Annotated in this window: 19 protein-coding genes; 8 read left to right on the forward strand and 11 right to left on the reverse strand. The window is 70.6% G+C overall.

Annotation, left to right across the window (positions count from 1 at the left end; translation table 11 throughout):
- Positions 1-224: 224 nt before the first annotated feature.
- The 3 genes from glpK to ACX80N_RS05645 all read right to left on the reverse strand — a co-directional run bounded on the left by glpK (position 225) and on the right by ACX80N_RS05645 (position 4,433).
- Positions 225-1,742 (reverse strand): glycerol kinase GlpK, encoded by a 1,518-nt coding sequence (gene glpK / locus ACX80N_RS05635; RefSeq protein ID WP_105030293.1) that lies wholly within the window; start codon positions 1,740-1,742, stop codon positions 225-227.
- A gap of 61 nt (positions 1,743-1,803) precedes the next feature.
- Entirely contained in the window at positions 1,804-2,550 is a 747-nt protein-coding gene (locus ACX80N_RS05640) for an MIP/aquaporin family protein (RefSeq protein WP_105030292.1), read from the reverse strand.
- 140 nt (positions 2,551-2,690) lie between these two features.
- Positions 2,691-4,433: a glycerol-3-phosphate dehydrogenase/oxidase gene (locus ACX80N_RS05645; protein ID WP_459338756.1), complete on the reverse strand. Its 1,743-nt coding sequence runs from the start codon at positions 4,431-4,433 to the stop codon at positions 2,691-2,693.
- A gap of 213 nt (positions 4,434-4,646) precedes the next feature.
- On the opposite strand from ACX80N_RS05645, the gene ACX80N_RS05650 reads away from it, so the two are divergent.
- Genes ACX80N_RS05650 through ACX80N_RS05670 form a run of 5 tightly spaced genes read left to right on the forward strand, consistent with a single transcriptional unit; the run spans position 4,647 to position 8,757 of the window.
- Entirely contained in the window at positions 4,647-5,564 is a 918-nt protein-coding gene (locus ACX80N_RS05650; protein ID WP_459338757.1) for a sugar-binding transcriptional regulator, read from the forward strand.
- 47 nt (positions 5,565-5,611) lie between these two features.
- Positions 5,612-6,445, forward strand: coding sequence for an aldo/keto reductase (locus tag ACX80N_RS05655; protein WP_459338623.1), 834 nt, complete (start codon positions 5,612-5,614; stop codon positions 6,443-6,445).
- Positions 6,445-7,314: an alpha/beta fold hydrolase gene (locus ACX80N_RS05660; protein ID WP_459338624.1), complete on the forward strand. Its 870-nt coding sequence runs from the start codon at positions 6,445-6,447 to the stop codon at positions 7,312-7,314. The genes ACX80N_RS05655 and ACX80N_RS05660 overlap by 1 nt, the downstream gene beginning before the upstream one ends.
- On the forward strand, positions 7,311-8,441 hold the full coding sequence (locus ACX80N_RS05665) for a glycosyltransferase family 4 protein (RefSeq protein ID WP_459338625.1): 1,131 nt from the start codon (positions 7,311-7,313) through the stop codon (positions 8,439-8,441). Before ACX80N_RS05660 ends, ACX80N_RS05665 begins: the two co-directional genes overlap by 4 nt.
- A gap of 28 nt (positions 8,442-8,469) precedes the next feature.
- A complete protein-coding gene (locus ACX80N_RS05670; RefSeq protein ID WP_459338626.1) occupies positions 8,470-8,757 on the forward strand; it encodes a hypothetical protein in 288 nt (95 codons plus the stop codon).
- 42 nt (positions 8,758-8,799) lie between these two features.
- On the opposite strand, the gene ACX80N_RS05675 is transcribed toward ACX80N_RS05670, so the two are convergent.
- The gene (locus ACX80N_RS05675; protein ID WP_105030287.1) at positions 8,800-9,519 is read right to left on the reverse strand and encodes a TetR/AcrR family transcriptional regulator; all 720 of its coding nucleotides are present in this window, start codon (positions 9,517-9,519) and stop codon (positions 8,800-8,802) included.
- A 143-nt stretch (positions 9,520-9,662) separates the two neighbouring features.
- Between ACX80N_RS05675 and ACX80N_RS05680 the strand changes: the two genes are divergently transcribed.
- The 3 genes from ACX80N_RS05680 to ACX80N_RS05690 all read left to right on the forward strand — a co-directional run bounded on the left by ACX80N_RS05680 (position 9,663) and on the right by ACX80N_RS05690 (position 11,665).
- Entirely contained in the window at positions 9,663-10,337 is a 675-nt protein-coding gene (locus ACX80N_RS05680) for a DUF2306 domain-containing protein (protein ID WP_105030286.1), read from the forward strand.
- A gap of 94 nt (positions 10,338-10,431) precedes the next feature.
- Positions 10,432-11,148, forward strand: a complete 717-nt coding sequence (locus ACX80N_RS05685) for a VOC family protein (protein WP_459338627.1) — start codon at positions 10,432-10,434, stop codon at positions 11,146-11,148.
- 115 nt (positions 11,149-11,263) lie between these two features.
- A complete protein-coding gene (locus ACX80N_RS05690; RefSeq protein ID WP_459338628.1) occupies positions 11,264-11,665 on the forward strand; it encodes a VOC family protein in 402 nt (133 codons plus the stop codon).
- Between the two features lie 64 nt (positions 11,666-11,729).
- Here the strand turns inward: ACX80N_RS05690 and ACX80N_RS05695 are convergent, their stop codons facing one another.
- The 7 genes from ACX80N_RS05695 to mihF form a co-directional block, all read right to left on the reverse strand.
- Positions 11,730-12,611 (reverse strand): manganese catalase, encoded by an 882-nt coding sequence (locus ACX80N_RS05695; protein WP_105030283.1) that lies wholly within the window; start codon positions 12,609-12,611, stop codon positions 11,730-11,732.
- 226 nt (positions 12,612-12,837) lie between these two features.
- Positions 12,838-15,051: a primosomal protein N' gene (locus tag ACX80N_RS05700; RefSeq protein ID WP_459338629.1), complete on the reverse strand. Its 2,214-nt coding sequence runs from the start codon at positions 15,049-15,051 to the stop codon at positions 12,838-12,840.
- Between the two features lie 45 nt (positions 15,052-15,096).
- Positions 15,097-16,308 carry a methionine adenosyltransferase gene (metK, locus tag ACX80N_RS05705; protein ID WP_105030281.1) on the reverse strand — a complete coding sequence of 404 codons (1,212 nt, stop codon included), beginning with the start codon at positions 16,306-16,308 and terminating at the stop codon, positions 15,097-15,099.
- Between the two features lie 94 nt (positions 16,309-16,402).
- Entirely contained in the window at positions 16,403-17,617 is a 1,215-nt protein-coding gene (gene coaBC, locus ACX80N_RS05710; RefSeq protein WP_459338630.1) for a bifunctional phosphopantothenoylcysteine decarboxylase/phosphopantothenate--cysteine ligase CoaBC, read from the reverse strand.
- 30 nt (positions 17,618-17,647) lie between these two features.
- Positions 17,648-17,908 (reverse strand): DNA-directed RNA polymerase subunit omega, encoded by a 261-nt coding sequence (gene rpoZ / locus ACX80N_RS05715; protein ID WP_055771293.1) that lies wholly within the window; start codon positions 17,906-17,908, stop codon positions 17,648-17,650.
- Between the two features lie 43 nt (positions 17,909-17,951).
- Complete coding sequence (gene gmk, locus ACX80N_RS05720) at positions 17,952-18,521, reverse strand: guanylate kinase (protein ID WP_459338631.1); 570 nt, start codon at positions 18,519-18,521, stop codon at positions 17,952-17,954.
- A gap of 10 nt (positions 18,522-18,531) precedes the next feature.
- On the reverse strand, positions 18,532-18,870 hold the full coding sequence (gene mihF, locus ACX80N_RS05725; protein ID WP_105030278.1) for an integration host factor, actinobacterial type: 339 nt from the start codon (positions 18,868-18,870) through the stop codon (positions 18,532-18,534).
- Positions 18,871-18,937 lie beyond the last annotated feature (67 nt).

Below are 18,937 nucleotides of genomic sequence, written 5' to 3' on the forward strand. Positions count from 1 at the left end.
GCCGTCCTGCCCCGGACATGCAAAAGCCCCTCACAGGGAGGGGCCGCCGCACGGTGGATACCGTGCGGCTACGTAAGGAGGAGGGCGCGACGCATGGCTTCACTTTACCAGCGTGCACCAACGGCCTGCCCGGCCGCGGCCCGGGACGGACCGAAGGGCACCCCGGGCCGTCGTGCGACGGCCCGGGGTGCCCTTCGGGTGGTGCCCTGCGCGTCCGGCAGGGGCTAGCTGACGTCCTCGTCGACCCAGTCGAAGGTCTTCGTGACGGCCTTCTTCCACAGGCGGAGCTGGCGCTCGCGCTCGGCGTCGTCCATGGACGGGTTCCAGCGCTTGTCCTCGGCCCAGTTCGTCGCGAGGTCGTCGGTGTCCTTCCAGAAACCGACGGCCAGTCCCGCAGCGTAGGCGGCACCGAGCGCCGTGGTCTCGGTGACCTTCGGGCGGATGACCGGGATCCCGAGGATGTCCGCCTGGAACTGCATCAGGGCGTCGTTGGCGACCATGCCGCCGTCGACCCTGAGGTCCTCCATGTTGACACCTGAGTCGGCGTTCGCCGCGTCCAGGACCTCGCGGGTCTGGAAGGCCGTGGCCTCCAGCGCTGCCCGTGCGATGTGTCCCTTGTTCACGAAGCGGGTCAGGCCGACGATCGCCCCGCGGGCGTCCGAACGCCAGTACGGCGCGAACAGGCCGGAGAAAGCGGGGACGATGTAGACGCCGCCGTTGTCCTCGACCGTCGTGGCCAGCTGCTCCACCTCGGGCGCGCTCCTGATGATGCCGAGATTGTCCCGGAGCCACTGCACGAGTGAACCGGTGACGGCGATCGACCCTTCGAGCGCGTACACGGGCTTCGCGTCGCCGAGCTTGTAGCAGACCGTGGTGAGCAGCCCGTTCTTGGAGTGGACGATCTCCTCGCCGGTGTTCACGATCATGAAGTTGCCGGTGCCGTAGGTGTTCTTGGCACCGCCCTTGTCGAACGCGGCCTGGCCGAAGGTCGCGGCCTGCTGGTCGCCGAGGATGCCGGCCACCGGCACCTCGCGGAGGAGCTGCGAGGTGTGCACGGTCCCGTAGACCTCGGAGGAGGACTTGATCTCCGGCATCATCGAGACCGGGACGCCGAAGTCGGCGAGGATCGACTCGTCCCAGGACAGCGTCTCGAGGTCCATGAACAGCGTGCGGGAGGCGTTGGTGACGTCCGTGATGTGGACGCCGCCGTCCGTGCCGCCCGTCAGATTCCAGGTGACCCAGGAATCGGTGTTGCCGAACAGGAGGTCGCCCGCCTCGGCCTTCTCGCGGGCCCCGTCGACGTTGTCGAGGATCCACTTGATCTTCGTGCCGGAGAAGTAGGTCGCCAGGGGGAGCCCCACCTTCCCCTTGTAACGCTCCACGCCGCCGTCCTTCGCGAGGTCGTCGACGATGTTCTGCGTCCGCGTGTCCTGCCAGACGATGGCGTTGTACACGGCCTTGCCGGTGGTCCTGTCCCAGACCACGGCCGTCTCACGCTGGTTGGTGATGCCCACGGCGGCGATGTCGTGGCGGGTGAGATTGGCCTTGGCCAGCGCGTTGCCGATGACCTCGCGGGTGTTGTTCCAGATCTCGGCGGGATCGTGCTCCACCCAGCCGGCCTTCGGGAAGATCTGCTCATGCTCCTTCTGACCGGAGGACACGATGTCGCCCTTGTGGTCGAAGACGATGGCCCTGCTGGAGGTGGTGCCCTGGTCGATGGCGATGACGTACTGCTGCGACATGTCTTACTCCTTCATTGGATGTGTCGTTGAGTGGCGGCTGCGCGCGGCCGCGGCACGGCTCCTAGGCTGGAGGAGCGGGGAACGAGACGAACTGGATGACGATGCCGGCGAGGATGCCACCGATGATCGGTCCGACGATCGGTACCCACGCGTAGCCCCAGTCGCTGCCGCCCTTGCCCCGGATGGGCAGGATGGCGTGGGCGATACGGGGGCCCAGGTCGCGGTTCGGGTTGATGGCGTAGCCGGTGGGTCCGCCGAGCGAGGCGCCGATGCCGACGACGAGCAGTGCGACGGCGAGGGGGCCCAGGCCGGAGGGCGTGTTGCCGAAGGAGATGATGACGAACACGAGCACGAACGTGCCGATGATCTCGGTCACGAGGTTCCAGCCGTACGAACGGATGGCTGGGCCGGTGGCGAACACCCCCAGCTTGTTTGCGGGATCGGGCTCCTCGTCGAAGTGCTGCTTGTAGGAGAGCCAGCAGAGGACGGCACCGAGGATGGAACCGATCATCTGGGCCGCGAAGTACGCCAGCGCGTTGATCACGTTCTTGTCCACGCCCGGGGCGAACTCGGCGGTGTCGCCGTTGGCCCAGAGACCGACGGTCACGGCGAAGTTGAGGTGCGCTCCCGACAGGGCTGCGACGTAGACGCCGGCGAAGACGGCGAGGCCCCACCCGAAGTTGACCATGAGAAAGCCGCCGTTATTGCCCTTGGTCCTGGCGAGCGCGACATTCGCGACGACACCCGTTCCGAGCAATAGCAGCAGCATTGTGCCGAAGGCTTCGGCAACAAATACTTCCAGAGACATCTTTGACTCCTCATTCTATTCATTTATCGACGGGTGCCGCCGCCTCGACGGCACCCGTTCATTCCCCCCCGGCAACCACTGCCGTTGGCACTGCACCGCTGCCCGTGGCAGCGGTTCGACCTCGTGGGCGGCGGGCGCCGCTACGCGATCAGGCTTTTGACGTGCACCCTGTGGGCCTCGGCGAGGACCGTCTCGGCGAGCTCGACCTCTGCCGCGGACCGGGCGGCGTCCCATCCCAGCAGGGGCGCCAGCGTGGTGGCGAGTTCGGCGAGCAGCTCCTCGGTCACGAGTCCGCGGAAGGCGAGGGACGTTCGGCGGATCAGGACGTCGACCAGGTGGCCGATCTGCTCGTGCTCCACCATGTAGGCGAGTTCGCGCGTGCTCAGCTCCTTCGTGGAATTGAACAGCCTGTCGGGACCTTCGGCAAGGTATCCGATGACATCCGTCGCGCGGGTCCCGTACCGGGTGAGCAGGACCTGCACCCGCGCCTCGTCGACACCGGGGCGGACGGCCTGCCGGATCCACGCTCGCTCCGCGGTGTCGTCCGTCGGGAAGTCCTGGCCTCCGCCGATCGCGACACCCGCCGTCGACGCCTTGCGCGGCGCCCCGAGGGCGGCGAGCGTGTCGTTGGTGAGGTGTTCGGCCAGGGCTCGGAACGTGGTCCACTTGCCGCCGACGAGGCTCAGCGTGGTGACCGAGCGCCCGCCCAGCTTCTCCTCGCGCTTCTCGATGCGGTAGTCGCGCGAGACGAAGCCCGGCTGGGTGTCGTCGTGGCGCGGCAGCGGCCGGACGCCCGAGAAGCTGTACACGATGTGCTCCTGCGCGACCCTGATGTCGGGGAACACATGACCGATCAGCTCGAAGAAGTAGTCGATCTCCTCGTCGGTGCAGACGGCCTGCTCGTTGATGTCGACGTCGATGTCCGTGGTGCCGACCAGGACGCGGTCCCCCATGGGGTAGATCAGCACGATCCGGCCGTCGATGTGCTCGAAGAAGATCTCCGTGCCGTTGCAGGCCTTGAGCAGCTCCGGGTGGTCCAGCACGATGTGCGAGCCCTTGGTGCCGCCCATGAAACGGGTCTCGGTGCCGAGGGCGGCGTTGGTGCCGTCCGTCCAGGCGCCCGTCGCGTTCACGACGACGTCGGCCTGGAAGGTGAAGGTCTCCCCCGTGAGCTCGTCGCGCAGCAGCACGCCGTCCTCGCCCGCGCCGATGGCGCTGACGTAGTTGGCGGCGCGGGCGGCGGGGTTGATGATCTGGCCGTCGCGGAGGACGTCCAGGGTGAGACGCTCGGGGTTGTGCACCGAGGCGTCGTAGTAGGTCGCCGCCCACTTGATGTCCTTGCGGACGTCGGGCATGGCCGCGAGGGCCTTCTTGCGGCCCACGAAGGAGTGCCGGGGGACGTTGCCGCCGTCGCGCGAGAAGAAGTCGTACATGGTCAGGCCGGCCTTGATGAGCACGGCACCGCGCTCCACCTGCTTGCCCTGGCGGTGGGTCAGGAAGCGCATGGGGGCGGAGAGGATGCCGGAGAAGGTCGTGTAGATCGGGATGGTGGTCTGCAGCGGCTTCACGTAGTGGGGGGCGATCTTCATGAGGGCGTTGCGCTCGATGACGGACTCGCGGACGAGCCGGAACTCGCCGTTCTCGAGGTAGCGGATGCCGCCGTGGATCATGTGCGAGGACGCACCCGAGGCGCCCTGGCAGTAGTCGCCGCGCTCCACGAGTGCGACGTCGATGCCCTGCAGCGAGAGGTCGCGGAACGTGCCGACCCCGTTGATGCCGCCACCGATGATGAGCACGGACGCCCGGGGCTTGTCCCTGAGCTCCTGCACCACGGTGCGGGTAGAAGTTGTCGTGCCTTCACCGTTGATCCGGTCGGCTGCAATGCTCAAGGTACTACTCCGTAACGTCTATGTCTGGAAGGGCTCCTGCACTCCTCATTCTTCGAGCCGTGGGAATACCAGTCAACCGGATTGCACAAACGTGCAGAAGAGGTCCAGACTGGCGGAGTGACGACGAGGAGTAGCTCCGCCCCGGACGGCCGGCCCTCGGGTCCCGTGGAGGGCAGCCGCTCCGGTGACGCCCTGCGGGCCGCGCAGATGTACTACCTGCAGGACCTGACCATGAACGCGATCGCCCGGGAGCTCCGCACGTCACGCTCCACGGTGTCCCGGCTGCTGTCCATGGCGCGCGAGACGGGGCTGGTGCAGATCCAGGTCAACAACCCCTCGGAACGGGCACCGGCACTGGAGCAGCACATCCGCCGCCGGTTCGGCGTCGAGGCGCACGTGGTCCCGGTCGCGGACTCCGTCAGCGACTCGGACGTGCTCGACCGCGTCGCGATCCAGGCCGCCCGCACCATCGGGCCCCTGGTGGACTCGAACGCCATCATCGGCGTGGCCTGGGGCTCGACGCTCAGCGCCGTCAGCCACCACCTCACCCGCAAGCAGACCCACGACAGCACGATCGTGCAGCTCAACGGCGCGGGCAACACACAGACCACCGGCATCACGTACGCGAGCGAGATCCTGCGCCGCTTCGGCCAGGCGTACGGGGCGCGCGTCGAGCAGTTCCCCGTGCCTGCGTTCTTCGACCATGCCGGGACGAAGACCGCCATGTGGGAGGAACGCAGCGTCCGGCGCATCCTCGACCTGCAGCGCCGCATGACCATGGCGATCTTCGGGGTGGGCTCCGTGGGGTCGGTCGGCTCGGGCATCCCCAGCCATGTGTACAGCGGGGGGTACCTCGACCGCGAGGATCTCGAGGCCCTGGAGAACGACGCCGTCGTGGGCGACGTCGCCACCATGTTCTTTCGGGCGGACGGCACGCACCGGGACGTCCTGCTGAACGGGCGCAGCACCGGGCCGGACCTCGACGAGCTGCGCAGGGTCGGCCGGCGCATCTGCGTGGTCTCCGGCGAATCGAAGATCCACGGCCTGCGGGGGGCGCTCGCTGCCGGACTCGCCACCGACCTGATCCTGGACGAGGGCTCCGCACGGCGTCTCGTCCACACCTGACAGGCTCCCCGCACGGCCGGCATCGCCGGCCTCGGTAGAGTTCCACCATGAGCACCTCCGTTCCCCGCACCGCGCTCGCCGACGGGACCGAGATCGACGTCCTCGGGTACGGCGTGTACAAGGTCCCACCCGAGGACACCGCGGGGCTCTGTTCGACGGCGCTGGCCGCCGGGTACCGGCTGCTCGACACGGCGGCGCTGTACGGGAACGAGACCGGTGTGGGCGCCGCGGCGCGGGCGTTCCTCGAGGGCGCGGACCGGCAGGATCTCTTCATCACCTCGAAGGTGTGGAACGACGACCACGGCTTCGACGCGACGCTGCGCGCCTTCGACGCGACGATGGACCGCCTCGGCCTCGACCGGCTGGATCTCTACCTCATCCACTGGCCCTGCGCGCCGCGGGACCTCTACGTGGAGTCATGGCGGGCCCTGGACCGGCTCCGCGCCGAGGGACGGGTGCGGTCCATCGGCGTCTCCAACTTCCAGCGCCCGCACCTCGAGCGGCTGGTCGCCGAGACCGGTGTGGTGCCGGCCATCAACCAGATCGAACTGCACCCGTACCTGCAGCAGCGCGAGCTGCGCGCGTTCCACGCGCTGCACGGCATCGCCACGCAGGCCTGGAGTCCCCTCGGGCGGGGACGCGTCCTCGACGATCCGGTCATCGTGCGCATCTCGGAGGAGCTCGGCCGCACACCCGCCCAGGTGATCCTCCGATGGCACCTGCAGCACGGCATCCTGACCATCCCGAAGGCCAGCTCCCGCGAGCGCATCAGCTCCAACCTCGACGTCTTCGGCTTCACCCTCGAGGAGGCGCACGTCGCGGACCTCGACGTGCTCGACCGCGACCAGCGGTTCGGCTCCCACCCCGACCGGGTGGGCTGATGCGGCAGGCCACCGTGCGCACCCTCCCCTGGGAGGGCACGCTGCAGAGGGTGTGGGACTTCCCCGCGCTCGAGGCCGAGGGGCGACCCGGCGCGACGATCGTCATGGTGCACGGGTTCCGGGGGGACCACCACGGACTGCTGCGCCTCGTCGAGGAACTGCCGCGGCACCGGATCCTCCTGCCCGACCTGCCCGGATTCGGTCAGGGAGGCGAACTGCCCGGCACGCACGACGTCGCCACCTATGCGCGCTTCATCGGCGACACCGCACGCATCCTCGCTCGGGAGCCGCGGGTGTTGCTCGGGCACTCCTTCGGGTCGATCGTCGCGGCCGAGGCCGCCGCGCTCGCACCGGACCTGGCCGGGACCCTCGTACTCGTGAACCCCATCAGCGCTCCCGCCCTCGAAGGGCCCAGCCGGGTGGCGTCGAGGGTGGCGGAGGCGTACTACGTGGCCGCCGACCGCCTGCCCGAACGGACCGGGCGCGCGCTGCTGGCGAACCCGGTGATCGTCAGGGGCATGAGCGCCTTCATGGCCAAGACGAGGGACAGGACCCTGCGCCGCTGGATCCACGGGCAGCACCATGCCTACTTCAGCGCGTTCGCCAGCCGCCGGGTGGTGCTCGAGGCGTTCCGGGCCTCCATCTCCGGCACGGTCCGGGACCGCGCCCGCGAGCTGGGGATGCCCGTCCTGCTCATCGCCGCCGAGCAGGACGACATCGGATCGGTGCAGAGCCAGCGCGAGCTCGCCGCCCTCGTGCCGGACGCCACGCTCGCCGTCCTCGCCGATGTCGGGCACCTCGTGCACTACGAGAAGCCGCGCGAGGCGGCACTGCTGATCGAGGACTTCCTGGAGAGGGTACGCGTGTGAGGATCCTGTTCGACGCGCGGTTCACGCGGACCGACCACCACGACGGCATCAGCCGCTACGGTGCGAGCCTCATCGCAGCCCTGGCCGCGACCGACGACGTCGTGATGCTCGTCAGCGACCCGCGGCAGCTCGCGCTCCTGCCGGAGGTGCCGCACGTGCGGATCACCAGCCCGCTCTCCCCCGCCGAACTGTTCGTCGCGCGGCGCATCAACCGCCTGAGGCCGGACGTCGTCGTCTGTCCCATGCAGACCATGGGCTCCTGGGGGCGCAGGTACCCGCTCGTCCTCACCCTGCACGACCTCATCTACTACCAGAACCCGACCCCGCCGTCGTTCCTCCCCCTGCCCGTCCGCCTGCTCTGGCGGCTCTACCACCTCGCGTACTGGCCGCAGCGCCTGCTGCTGGACCGCGCGGACGTCGTCGCCACGATCTCCGCCACCACGGCCGGGCTCATCGGACGCCACCGCCTCACGCGCCGGCCCGTGCTCCTCGTCGGCAACGCACCCCAGCCGACGGAACGGCGGCGTGATCCCGGCGCGCCCCGGTCCGCGTCGCTGCTCTACATGGGCTCCTTCATGCCCTACAAGAACGTCGAGACCCTCGTCCGCGCCATGGCGTCCCTCCCGGGCCACACGCTGCACCTGCTGAGCAGGATCACGCCCTCCCGCCGCGCCGAACTCGCGGACCTCATACCCGACGCCGGCCGCACGGTCTTCCACGACGGGGTGTCCGACGCGGAGTACGAGGACCTGCTCGACGATTCGACGGCGCTCGTCACGCTGTCCAGGGCCGAGGGCTACGGCCTGCCGATCATCGAGGCGATGGCGACCGGCACACCGGTGATTGCGAGCGACATCCCGATCTTCCGCGAGGTCGGCGGAACGGCGGCGCTGTTCGTCGATCCCGACGACCCGGACGCCGTGGCGGCTGCCGTCCGCAGCCTCGAGGAGCCCGGCCGCTGGGCCGAGGCATCCCGCGCCGGGCTGGAGCAGGCCGCCACGTACTCCTGGGCGGCATCCGCGGAGCAGCTGCGCACGGCCTGCCGGCGTGCGGTGCTCGAGTACGGCCGACGGCGACGCCTCACCGGGCGCCCGGTGCCCGGGGGCCGGAAGGACCGGGCGGCGTGAGCGCCACCCGCGGCGGACGGAGGGGATCGTGACGGACCTGCAGTGCGCCGCCACGGCCGTGCTCCCTGCGGCGGGCGCCGGCCGTCCCGCCTGGCTGGCGCGCCTGCCGGTCGCCGCATGGTTCGACCTGCCGGACGAGCGCGACGCGGCCGGCTTCCTCGAGGAGACCGCGGACCGCTTCCGCGGCGAGACGTTCGTCCTCACGGCCTCCGCCGAGACACTGACGCGGGCGCTGAGGGCGCGGGGCATGCAGGGACCGGCGCCGGTCGCCGTCGAGATCGATGCGAGCGGCTGGCACCTCGTCGACCATCCCTGACGGGACCGCGCCCTGCCGCGTGTCCGACGACGGGAGCGGCGGCTACCGGTCCCTGCCCGATCCTGGCGACGTCCAGCCTTCGGCACGCAGTGCCTCGATGCCGTCGAGCAGCAGGTCGAGCGCGAACTCGAACTCGAACTGGTCGTCGCAGCCCGTGCCCACGACGTCGTCGCCGTGCGCCGAGGCCATGGCGATCCGGAGGACGTTCGGGTACCGGGCGGCCATCTGCTGCAGGACCGCCTGCGCCTCCGCGTCGTCGACGGCGGTCGCCTGCTCGGCGGGGGCGGCTCCGGGATCGTCGAAGAGTTCCTGCGTGAAGCCCCACATGCGGCTTCCCAGGGCGTGCAGAACGTGATGCGTCAGGTCGATCGAGAATCCCCGGTCGAGAAACATGCCGATGAACGAGTCGGTGTACGCGAGCACGCCCGGTGTCCTGCTGGTGCGCGTCTCGAGGACCCTGCGGGCCCAGGCGTGGCGCTGGAGTGCCCTCCTCGCCGACAGGACCCGATGACGGACCGCGGTCCTCCAGTCCGGCGTGTCGATCGGCGGATCGATCTCGTCCGCGAGGACGTCGACCATCCCGTCCAGCAGGTCCTCCTTGTTCGCCACATGCCGGTAGAGCGCCATCGGCACGACGCCGAGCGACTCGGCCAGGCTGCGCATGCTCAGCCCTCCCACGCCCTGCTCGTCGGCCAGGACGACGGCTGCGTGCAGCACGGCGTCCCGGGTGAGGCGCACGCGCGGCGCCGCTCCATCCTCCATGCGCTTCTCCCTGTCCGTCGATCCGCCCCTTGACGAGTGTACGCCGTACACCTACTGTGAAGCGCATCGTGTACTCCGTACACAAGGGGCGGGCTAGCGGACAGCTCTCTGCACCGCCGACCGGGACCAGGAAGAGGACGCCGATGGACACCACGGGACAGAAGGCTCGGCCCCCGGTCAGCCCGCGCACGACCGGCCGCAGGACCCCGGCCTGGGTCGTGCCGGCGGGCCTGATCCTGCTGGGCCTCATTCCCGTCCTCGCCGGGGCCGCCCGGCTCACCGAGCTCACGGGCGGGGCCGACATCACGGCACGGAACGCCCGGTTTTTCGACTCCCCCGTACCGGTGGTGCTGCACATCGTCGGGGCCACCCTCTACTCGCTGCTCGGCGCGTTCCAGTTCGTGCCGTCCCTGCGCCGCCGTGGGCGCCGCTGGCACCGGATCGCGGGCAGGATCCTGCTGCCTGCGGGGCTCGTGGCTGCGGGGTCCGGCGTGTGGATGGCGCTCTTCTACGTCCTCCCGCCCAGCGACGGGCCGCTCCTGCTGGCGTTCCGACTCGTCTTCGGCAGCGGCATGGCCCTCAGCCTCGTACTGGGCGTCCGGGCCGTGATGCGCGGCGACATCGGCGCCCACGGTGCCTGGATGACCCGGGCCTACGCGATCGGGCTGGGCGCCGGGACGCAGGCCCTGATCCTCATCCTGCCGGAGCTCCTCGCGAGTCCACCGGGTGTGACCGTCCGGGCGCTGCTGATGGGGGCGGGCTGGGTGGTAAATCTCGCCGTGGCCGAGGTCGTCATCCGCCGGCGGCACCGCCGCTGAGCCGTACTCCTCCGTGGGCAGTCCGATCCGGAGCGCCTCCTCCGGACGGCGCGGTCCTGGAGGATCGTCCCCCGACTGGCCTACGGTGGCATCCATGTACCTGGAGAATCTCGTCGTCGACGCCGTGGACCCCCAGCGACTCGGTCGCTTCTGGGAGGCGGTGATCGGAGGCGAGACGCTCACCGACGCACCCGACGGGTACGAGACCCGACTCACGATCGAGGGCGGCCCGGTCCTGGACCTGTGCTTCCAGCGCGTCCCGGAGCCGCCCGCTGCCGGGCCCCGGCTCCACCTGGACCTCAGGGGCGGTTCCCGGCAGGCCGTGGAGGTCGACCGGTTGCTCGGACTGGGCGCCCGGCACCTCGACGTAGGTCAGGGGGACGTACCCTGGGTGGTCCTCGCCGATCCGGAAGGCAACCCCTGCTGCGTGATGCACGAACGGGCGGAGTACACGGGTACCGGGCCGATCGCGGCGCTGCCGCTCGACTCCTCCGACGCGGACCGGGACGCGCGGTTCTGGTCGTGGCTCACCGGCTGGGTCCCGGTGCCGGGACGCCCCCGCACGCTGCGCCATCCGTCGCTGCTGGGCCCGCTCCTGGAACTGTGCCCCGAGCCCTCGCCCAAGGGGACCGGGAAGAACCGGGTGCACCTGGACGTCCGGCTCGATGCCGGGGACTATCCCGACGAGGTCGCGGCGGGCATCGTCGGGTGGGGCGGGCGCGAACTGCATCCCGGCTGGGGCGACCTGCCCTGGCGCATCTACACCGACCCCTCGGGTAACGAGCTCTGCGTGCTGCCGGCTCGGTCCTGAGATACTGCTCGACGACGATGCACCGGGAGGCGATGATTCGGCCGGGCCGTCTGCGTCCATCAGGTAGCGCGGGATGATGTCGCCGGTCCCGCTCCCCACGTCAGGAAGGGTCACCATGGCCGCCCCCCTCGTCTACATCAGCTTTCCCGGGACCGCGCGCGCAGCACTGGGCTTCTACGCGGAGGTCTTCGGTGGCGAGCTGTCCCTGCACTCCTACGAGGACTTCGGCAGGACCGACGGCCCGCCCGCGGCGGTGGCGCACGGCGTGCTCGACGGCGTCGTCGTACTGGCGGGGGCGGACGCGGCTGCGGAAGAGCCGGCCGTGCGGGTCGAGGGCCTCAAGCTCGCGCTGCTCGGCATCGCCCCGCCGGCGGTCCTGCACGGATGGTTCGAGAAGCTGTCGGCCGGCGGATCCGTGCTCGACCCCCTGGCCCCGAAGCCCTGGGGGGCCTCCGACGGCCAGGTCGTCGACCGTTTCGGCCTCTGCTGGCTCATCGGGTACGAACCGCAGGAGTGACCCGACGGCCCGGGCGGTGCCGGCGGTCCGGCGGTCCGGACCGCCGACATCACCGCCGGCGGTGCTATTCGCGGTTCAGTTTGTCCTGGACGGTGCCGGCGAGCTTCTCCACGGTGTTCGGGATCTCCGTGGTGCCGTAGAACCGCGCATCGGGGTGTGTGGGCGGCGGCATCGGCGCGGACGTCGTGGGACCCTCGTGGTACGTGAACTCACCCCTGCCATCCGGGGTCGGACCCGACGCCCAGCTGCCCTCCGACGCGGTCCTGCCGTCGGAAAAGTTCAGGTACTGGTAGGACACCTCACGCAGTTCCTTCTTGATCGGGAAGTTGCTCGGCACCGGCATCAGCTCCATCTTCGACTCCTGCAACTCCCGGGCCGCCGCCGTCCACTGGTTCTGGTGCATCGTGTCCCGCGCCAACAGGAACGACAGCATGTCCCGCACCCCGTGGTCATCGGTCATGTGATACAGCCGGGCCACCTGCAACCGGCCCTGCATCTCCGCATTCGCGTTCGCCGTGAAATCCGCCAGCAGATTACCGCTGGCCGTGATGTAGGAGCCCTGCCACGGATTACCGTTGCTGTCCGCCGCCCGCGCACCGGCACCGGCCACGATCGCCTGCTGCATGTCCGTCCCCCCGATCACCGCCGCGACCGCCGGATCGGCCTGGACCGAGTCCTCCGTGATGCCCAACGGCGCCTTCTCCAGCAACTGCGCGATCATCGTCGCGAGCATCTCCACATGCCCCATCTCCTCCGCCCCGATACCGAACAGCAGATCCCGGTACTTCCCCGGGATGTGCGCGTTCCACGCCTGGAAGCTGTACTGCAGGGCCACCGTGATCTCCCCGTACTGGCCGCCCAGGACCTCCTGCAACTTCCGGGCATACACCGCATCAGGCTTATCAGGCGTCGACTTGTACTGAAGCTCCTGCTTGTGGAAGAACATGGTTCCCGCTTTCGTCGGTCGGATTCGATTCAACTCCGGTGGACGCTCGGCACGTTGTCGGACTGGGGGCGCCCGTCCACCACCGGAGCCCGTTATCGACGCTATGCCTCCCCAGGGAGGCTGAAAAGAAGGAACAGGGGATGTCGCTCTCCCCTTGACAGCCCGCCGGAAGCGTGGCCGAAGATGCACGCCGTGCACGTTTGTGCGGGCAGTGGCCCGCAAGGGGTCAGAGGACGTCGAGCGCGTCGAGGCGGATATGCACGGGCTCGCCCGTCCTCCGGGCGGAAAGGGCAGCGCGCCGTGCGCGCAACTCGCGCGTCATGCCCGCCGCCGCCCGGTAGGGGAAGAACAGGAGGACCCGGTGGCTCCCCTGCCCGGCCAGCGCGACGGCGGGAGTCGGGCCGCTCCGGTCCGACCCCCGTGCCGGACCGGCGGCACGCTCGGCGAGCATGGCCTCCCGCCGGAGATCCGGGGGCACCGGTGCGGGTCCGACCACGCGCGCGACGCCGTCGGTCCGGACCCCCTCCAGGAAGTGCATCAGGGCCTCCCGCGTCCCGGTCAGGACGGCGTAGCGGACGGAGGGAGGTAGCCCGAGCTCCTGGCGCTCGAGCAGTTCGCGCGAGGCTGCGCCGGACGGGTCCCAGCGGACGAGATGTCCGACGGCGACGTCGTCGTGGCCCGTGATCACCACGGTGCCGCCTGCCTCCGACGGGCGGGCGAGGACCGCCGCCGCGAACCAGCGGCGGAGGGCGTCCTCGCCGGCACGCAGCGATTCCCTGCTGAGCAGGGCGTTGCCGTCGAGCAGGATGACGGCGGCGTATCCGCCGGGCGCCACGGGCTCGGCGCCCGGCGTCGCGACCACGACGGCAGGGACGTCCCGGACGCTGTCGACGATGTGCTCGCCCGCGGAGGAGATCACCGGTACGCCGGGGAACGCCCTGCCCAGTTCCTCCGCCGTCCGTGTGGCTCCCGCGACGGTCGCGCGGATCCTGGTCCCGCCGCACTCGGCGCAGGACCAGTGCGCCTCGGGGCGGCCGCACCACCTGCACGCGAGGGGCGCGAGGCGGCCGGCCTGCGCGAGCGGACCCGCGCAGGCCGAGCACCGGGCGGGGTGGCGGCACTGGTCGCACGCGAGCGCCGGGGAGAACCCGGTGCGCGCGACCTGCAGCAGCACCGGCCCGCGCTTCAGGCCTGCCTGTGCCGCTGCCCACGCGGCATGGGGGATGCGGGCCTGCGCAGCGAGCGGGTCGCGTTCCATCTGGTAGGCGTCGGCCGCGTGGACGACGCGGGGGGTGGCGCGGCGCACCTCGGTGCGGTCGGCCTGGATGGCGTGGGCCCAGCCGGTGTCGACGAGGCGCTGCGCCTCGGTGGTCCGGCCGAAGGAGGACAGCATCATCGCCGCTCCCCCGTGCTCGGCCCGGAGCAGCAGCACGTCCCGGATGTGCTGGTACGGGGCGCGCTGCTCGATGTGCTGGTCGTCGCCGTCGTCCCACAGGCACACGAGGCCGAGATTCCGCACGGGCGCGTAGGCCGCCGAGCGGGTGCCGACCGCGACGGTCGCCGTGCCGTGCAGGATGCGCAGGAAGTTCCGGTACCGCGGCGTCGCACCGTCCTCCCCCGTCAGGCGGGCGACGGAGGGCGCGCCAAGCCGGGCGACGAGCGCTGCCTCCACGCGGGCGAGGTCCCGCTGGTCGGGGACGACGACGACGGACCCGCGCCCGGACGCGGCGGCGGCCGCGACGGCGTCGGCGATCTCCTCCGGCCAGGCCGTGGCACCGTACCCGCCGAGGCTCGTGACCACGGCCCGCGGGGACTCCCCGACCCGGAGGTGCTCCAGGTAGGCGCGCCCGTTCACGTAGCGGCCGAAGCTGCCGGAGGACCGGGGTTCCACGAAGACGGGGAGCGCCGGCTCCTGTCCGCCGTCGTCCTCGGCCGCCCGTGTCCCGCCGTCGGATGCTGCGATGCCGGGGAACTCGGTCTCGACACGCGCCATGCGGGGCGGCACGGCGGAGCGCAGGACGTCGCTCACGGTGCCGACGGACCGAGCGGCGACGGCTGTCGCGAGGGCGAGGATCTCGGGGGTGAGCACCTGCTGCGGCGACACGACCTTCCCGAGCGGCAGGAGCGTGGCGGTGGTGCTGGCCTCCTCGACCCGTTCCGCGAGGAAGCCCGCCTGCTCGCGGCCGGCGAACCGCACCTTCACGCGGACACCCGGCTGCGCCTCGGCGTCCATCTCGGCGGGGACCGCGTAGTCGAAGTACCGGTCGAGGTGGGGCAGCTGTGCGTCGAGGATGACCCGCGCCACGGGGAGGGAGGATGCACGCTCGGGGTCGGCGCGCGGGAGCTTCGCCGGTCCGAAGCCGTGCAGGAGCGACAGCTGGCCGTCGGTGGCCGTGGGCCGTCCACCGGGCCTCGCAGCAGGCCGCGTCGTCTCCGTCATGATGCTGCGACGGACGGCGCCTGCCGTCCGCCGTCCCCTCCCGCCCTAGGCGTTGAAGTAGCCCCGGAGCTTGTCCACACGGTCCGTGCGCTCCCAGGTGAAACCGTCCTCCTCGCGGCCGAAGTGGCCGTGCGCCGCGGTGCGCTGGTACACCGGGCGCTTGAGGTCGAGTGCGTTGATGATGCCGAGGGGTCGGAGGTCGAAGATCTCGCGGATCGCCGTCCCGATGGCCTGCGGGTCCACCGTCTCGGTGCCGAAGGTCTCGACGTAGATGCCCACGGGCTGCGCCATGCCGATCGCGTAGGCGATCTGGATCTCCGCCCGGCGCGCGAGGCCGGCGGCGACGACGTTCTTGGCGACCCAGCGCATGGCGTAGGCGGCCGACCGGTCCACCTTCGAGGGGTCCTTGCCGCTGAAGGCCCCGCCGCCGTGGCGTGCCATGCCGCCGTAGGTGTCCACGATGATCTTGCGACCCGTGAGGCCGGCGTCCCCCACGGGTCCGCCGATCACGAAGGCACCCCCGGGGTTCAGGATGTGCCGGACGTTCGAGGTGTCGAGGGCGGAGTCGGCCAGGACCGGGGTGATGACGTGCTCCACCAGGTCCGCGCGCAGCTCGTCGAGGGGGACCTCCGCCGCGTGCTGCGAGGAGATCACCACGGAGTCGATGGAGACGGGGCGGTCCCCGTCGTAGCCGATGGTGACCTGGGTCTTGCCGTCGGGGCGCAGGTACGGGAGGGTGCCGTCCTTGCGGACGCTGGTGAGGCGCTCGGAGAGGCGGTGGGACAGCCAGATGGGGGTGGGCATCAGGACCGAGGTCTCGTCGCTCGCGTACCCGAACATGATGCCCTGGTCCCCCGCGCCCTGGGCGTCGTACGGGTCCACGCCGGTGCCCTCGCGCGCCTCGAGGGAGGTGAAGACGCCGGAGGCGATCTCCGCGCTCTGCTGACCGATGGACACCGACACGCCGCAGCGGGCCCCGTCGAAGCCGTTGGCCGAGGAGTCGTACCCGATACCCAGGATGGTCTTCCGGACGATGTCGGGGATCTCGACATAGGCCTCGGTGGTGACCTCGCCCGCGACGTGCACGAGGCCGGTGGTGACGAGCGTCTCCACAGCGACGCGGGAGTCGGGGTCCTGCTCGAGGAGGCCGTCGAGGATGGCGTCGCTGATCTGGTCGCAGATCTTGTCGGGATGGCCCTCGGTCACCGACTCCGAGGTGAAAAGCCGCAGGCGGGAAGCGGTGCTGGGAGGATTCACGTGCCCACTCTACTGGGTCGGGAGGACAGTCCCGTGTCGATGACGGACGTCCCGGAGCCGCCCGTCGGGGCCCTCGGAGCGCCGCGGGCCGGGCTCAGGGGGACAGCAGGTGCGCCGCGTGGTCCATGACGGCGTCCGCGACCACGCGCTTGGTGCCGCGCACCGCTGCCGCTTCGCTGCCGTCGGCGTCGAGGATGGTGACCTCGTTGGAGTCCGCGCCGAACACGAGCTCCCGACCCACGACGTTGAGGACGAGGAAGTCGCAGCCCTTCCGTGCCAGCTTGGCGCGGGCGTGGGTCAGGGGGTCGGCCGTGGCGTCGCCCGTCTCGGCGGCGAAGCCCGCGATGACCAGGGGTTCGGTGCGCCCCTCGCGGGCGAGGACGGCTTCGCGCAGCACGTCGGGGTTGCGGACGAGGGTGATCACCGGGTCCGCGCCGTCGTCGCGCTTCTTGATCTTCGTTCCGACCACCTCGGCGGGACGGAAGTCCGCCACCGCGGCGGCCATGACGAGCACGTCGGTTGCGGGCAGCGCGGCCAGGACCGCGTCGCGCAGCTGGAGTGCGGACTCGACCCGGACGACGTCGCACCCCTGCGGGGGCGGGACCTCCGCGTGGGCGAGGACGAGCGTCACGTGCGCGCCCCGGGCGAGGGCCGCCTCGGCCAGCGCCATGCCCTGCTTGCCCGAGGACCGGTTGCCGAGGAAGCGCACGGGGTCGAGGGCCTCGCGGGTGCCGCCGACCGAGATGGTGACGCGCTTCCCGCGCAGGGCGCCGTCCCCGGCGGGAGGGTGGACCGCGTCCAGGGCCGCGGCGTAGATGGCGGCCGGCTCGGGCAGCCTGCCCGGACCCGAGTCGGTCCCGGTGAGCCGGCCGGACGCGGGCTCGATCACCGTGACGCCGCGCGAACGCAGGGTCCGGACGTTCGCCCGGGTGGCTGCGTGCTGCCACATCTCGGTGTGCATCGCGGGCGCCATGACGACGGCGCCGCGCGCCATGAGCAGGGTCCCGGTCAGCAGGTCGTTGGCGAGGCCGGCCGCGGCGCGGGCGAGGACGTCGGCGGTCGCGGGTGCGATGACGATCAGGTCCGCCTCGTGGCCCAGGCGCACGTGGTTCACCTTGTCGACGTCGTCCCAGACGCTGTTGCTGACCGGGTTGCCGGAGAGCGCCTCCCAGGTCGCGGTGCCGACGAAGCGTGTGGCCGCCTCGGTGGGGATGACGGTGACGTCATGGCCGGACTCCGTGAAAAGACGGAGGAGGGATGCTGCCTTGTAGGCTGCGATCCCTCCTCCGACACCGAGTACTATGCGCACCGGTCGTATGCCCCTGCCGGCCCGGTCCGGTTATTCGGACTGTTCCATGGGTGAGGAGACGAGCATGCCCTCGTTGATCTCGCGCAGGGCGATGGAGAGCGGCTTCTCGTTCAGCTTGGTGTCGACGAGCGGGCCGACGTACTCGAACAGGCCCTCGTGGAGCTGGGAGTAGTACGCGTTGATCTGGCGGGCGCGCTTGGCACCGTAGATCACGAGGGCGTACTTCGAGTCCGAGGCCTCCAGCAGAGAGTCGATCGGCGGGTTGATGATGCCTTCGGGCTGAGTTGACACAAATTCTCCAAAAAATAAGGCGGAACGGCTGGTGCGGGGCCTCTCAGCGCTGCAGCGGACGCAGTCCCATCAGTGATACGAGCTCGTCTGCCGCATGCTCCACGGTGTCGTTGACGACGGTGTGGTTGAATTCCGGCTCGGCGGCAAGTTCCAGTTTAGCGGTTTCCAGCCGCTGCTGCTGTTCCTCCGGTGTTTCGGTGCCGCGCCCCACCAGGCGCCGCACCATCTCGTCCCAGGTGGGAGGGGCGAGGAAGACGAAATTGGCCTCCGGCATGCTCTCCTTGACCTGGCGTGCACCCTGCAGGTCGATCTCCAGCAGGACGGCGCGGCCCTCGTCCATGGCTGCCTGGACCGTGCGCCGGAGCGTGCCGTACCGGTTGCGTCCGTGCACCACCGCCCATTCGAGCAGCTGCCCGTCGGCGACGAGCCCGTCGAACTCCTCGGGGGAGACGAAGAAGTAGTGCACGCCGTTCACCTCACCGGGGCGCGGCGGGCGCGTGGTCGCGGAGACGGACAGCCACACCTCGGGGTAGTTGTCCCGGATGTAGGTGGAGACGGTTCCCTTGCCGACCGCGGTCGGGCCGGCGAGGACTGTCAGCCGGGGCTGTGACACGAATGGTTCCTTACTTGCCGGCCGGGCCGGCGTGATGTTGGTCGAGGTAGCTGACGAGGTCCCTGCGCTGGTGCACGCCGAGTCCGCGCACGCGCCGCGTCGCCGCGATGCCGACCTCGGCCATGATCGCGGCTGCCCGCACGTCGCCGACGCCCGGCAGTGCCTTGAGGAGGTCCAGGACCTTGAGGCGGCCCACGGCGTCGTCGCCGTCCGGGTTGTCGATGACTTCCGCCACGGAAAGCTTACCGGTCTTCAGTCGGGACTTGATGTCCGCCCGCACCGCCCGCGCCGCCGTCGCCTTCTCTCGTGCCAGTGTTCGTTCGTCGTCCGTCAAGGGCTTCAGGTTCACGGGTGCTCCCTGCGCTGGACGGCACCACGGATGGCGGCGACCGCTCGTCGTATGGATCGGTGAAAGG

Source organism: Arthrobacter sp. MDT2-16, from assembly GCF_054510925.1.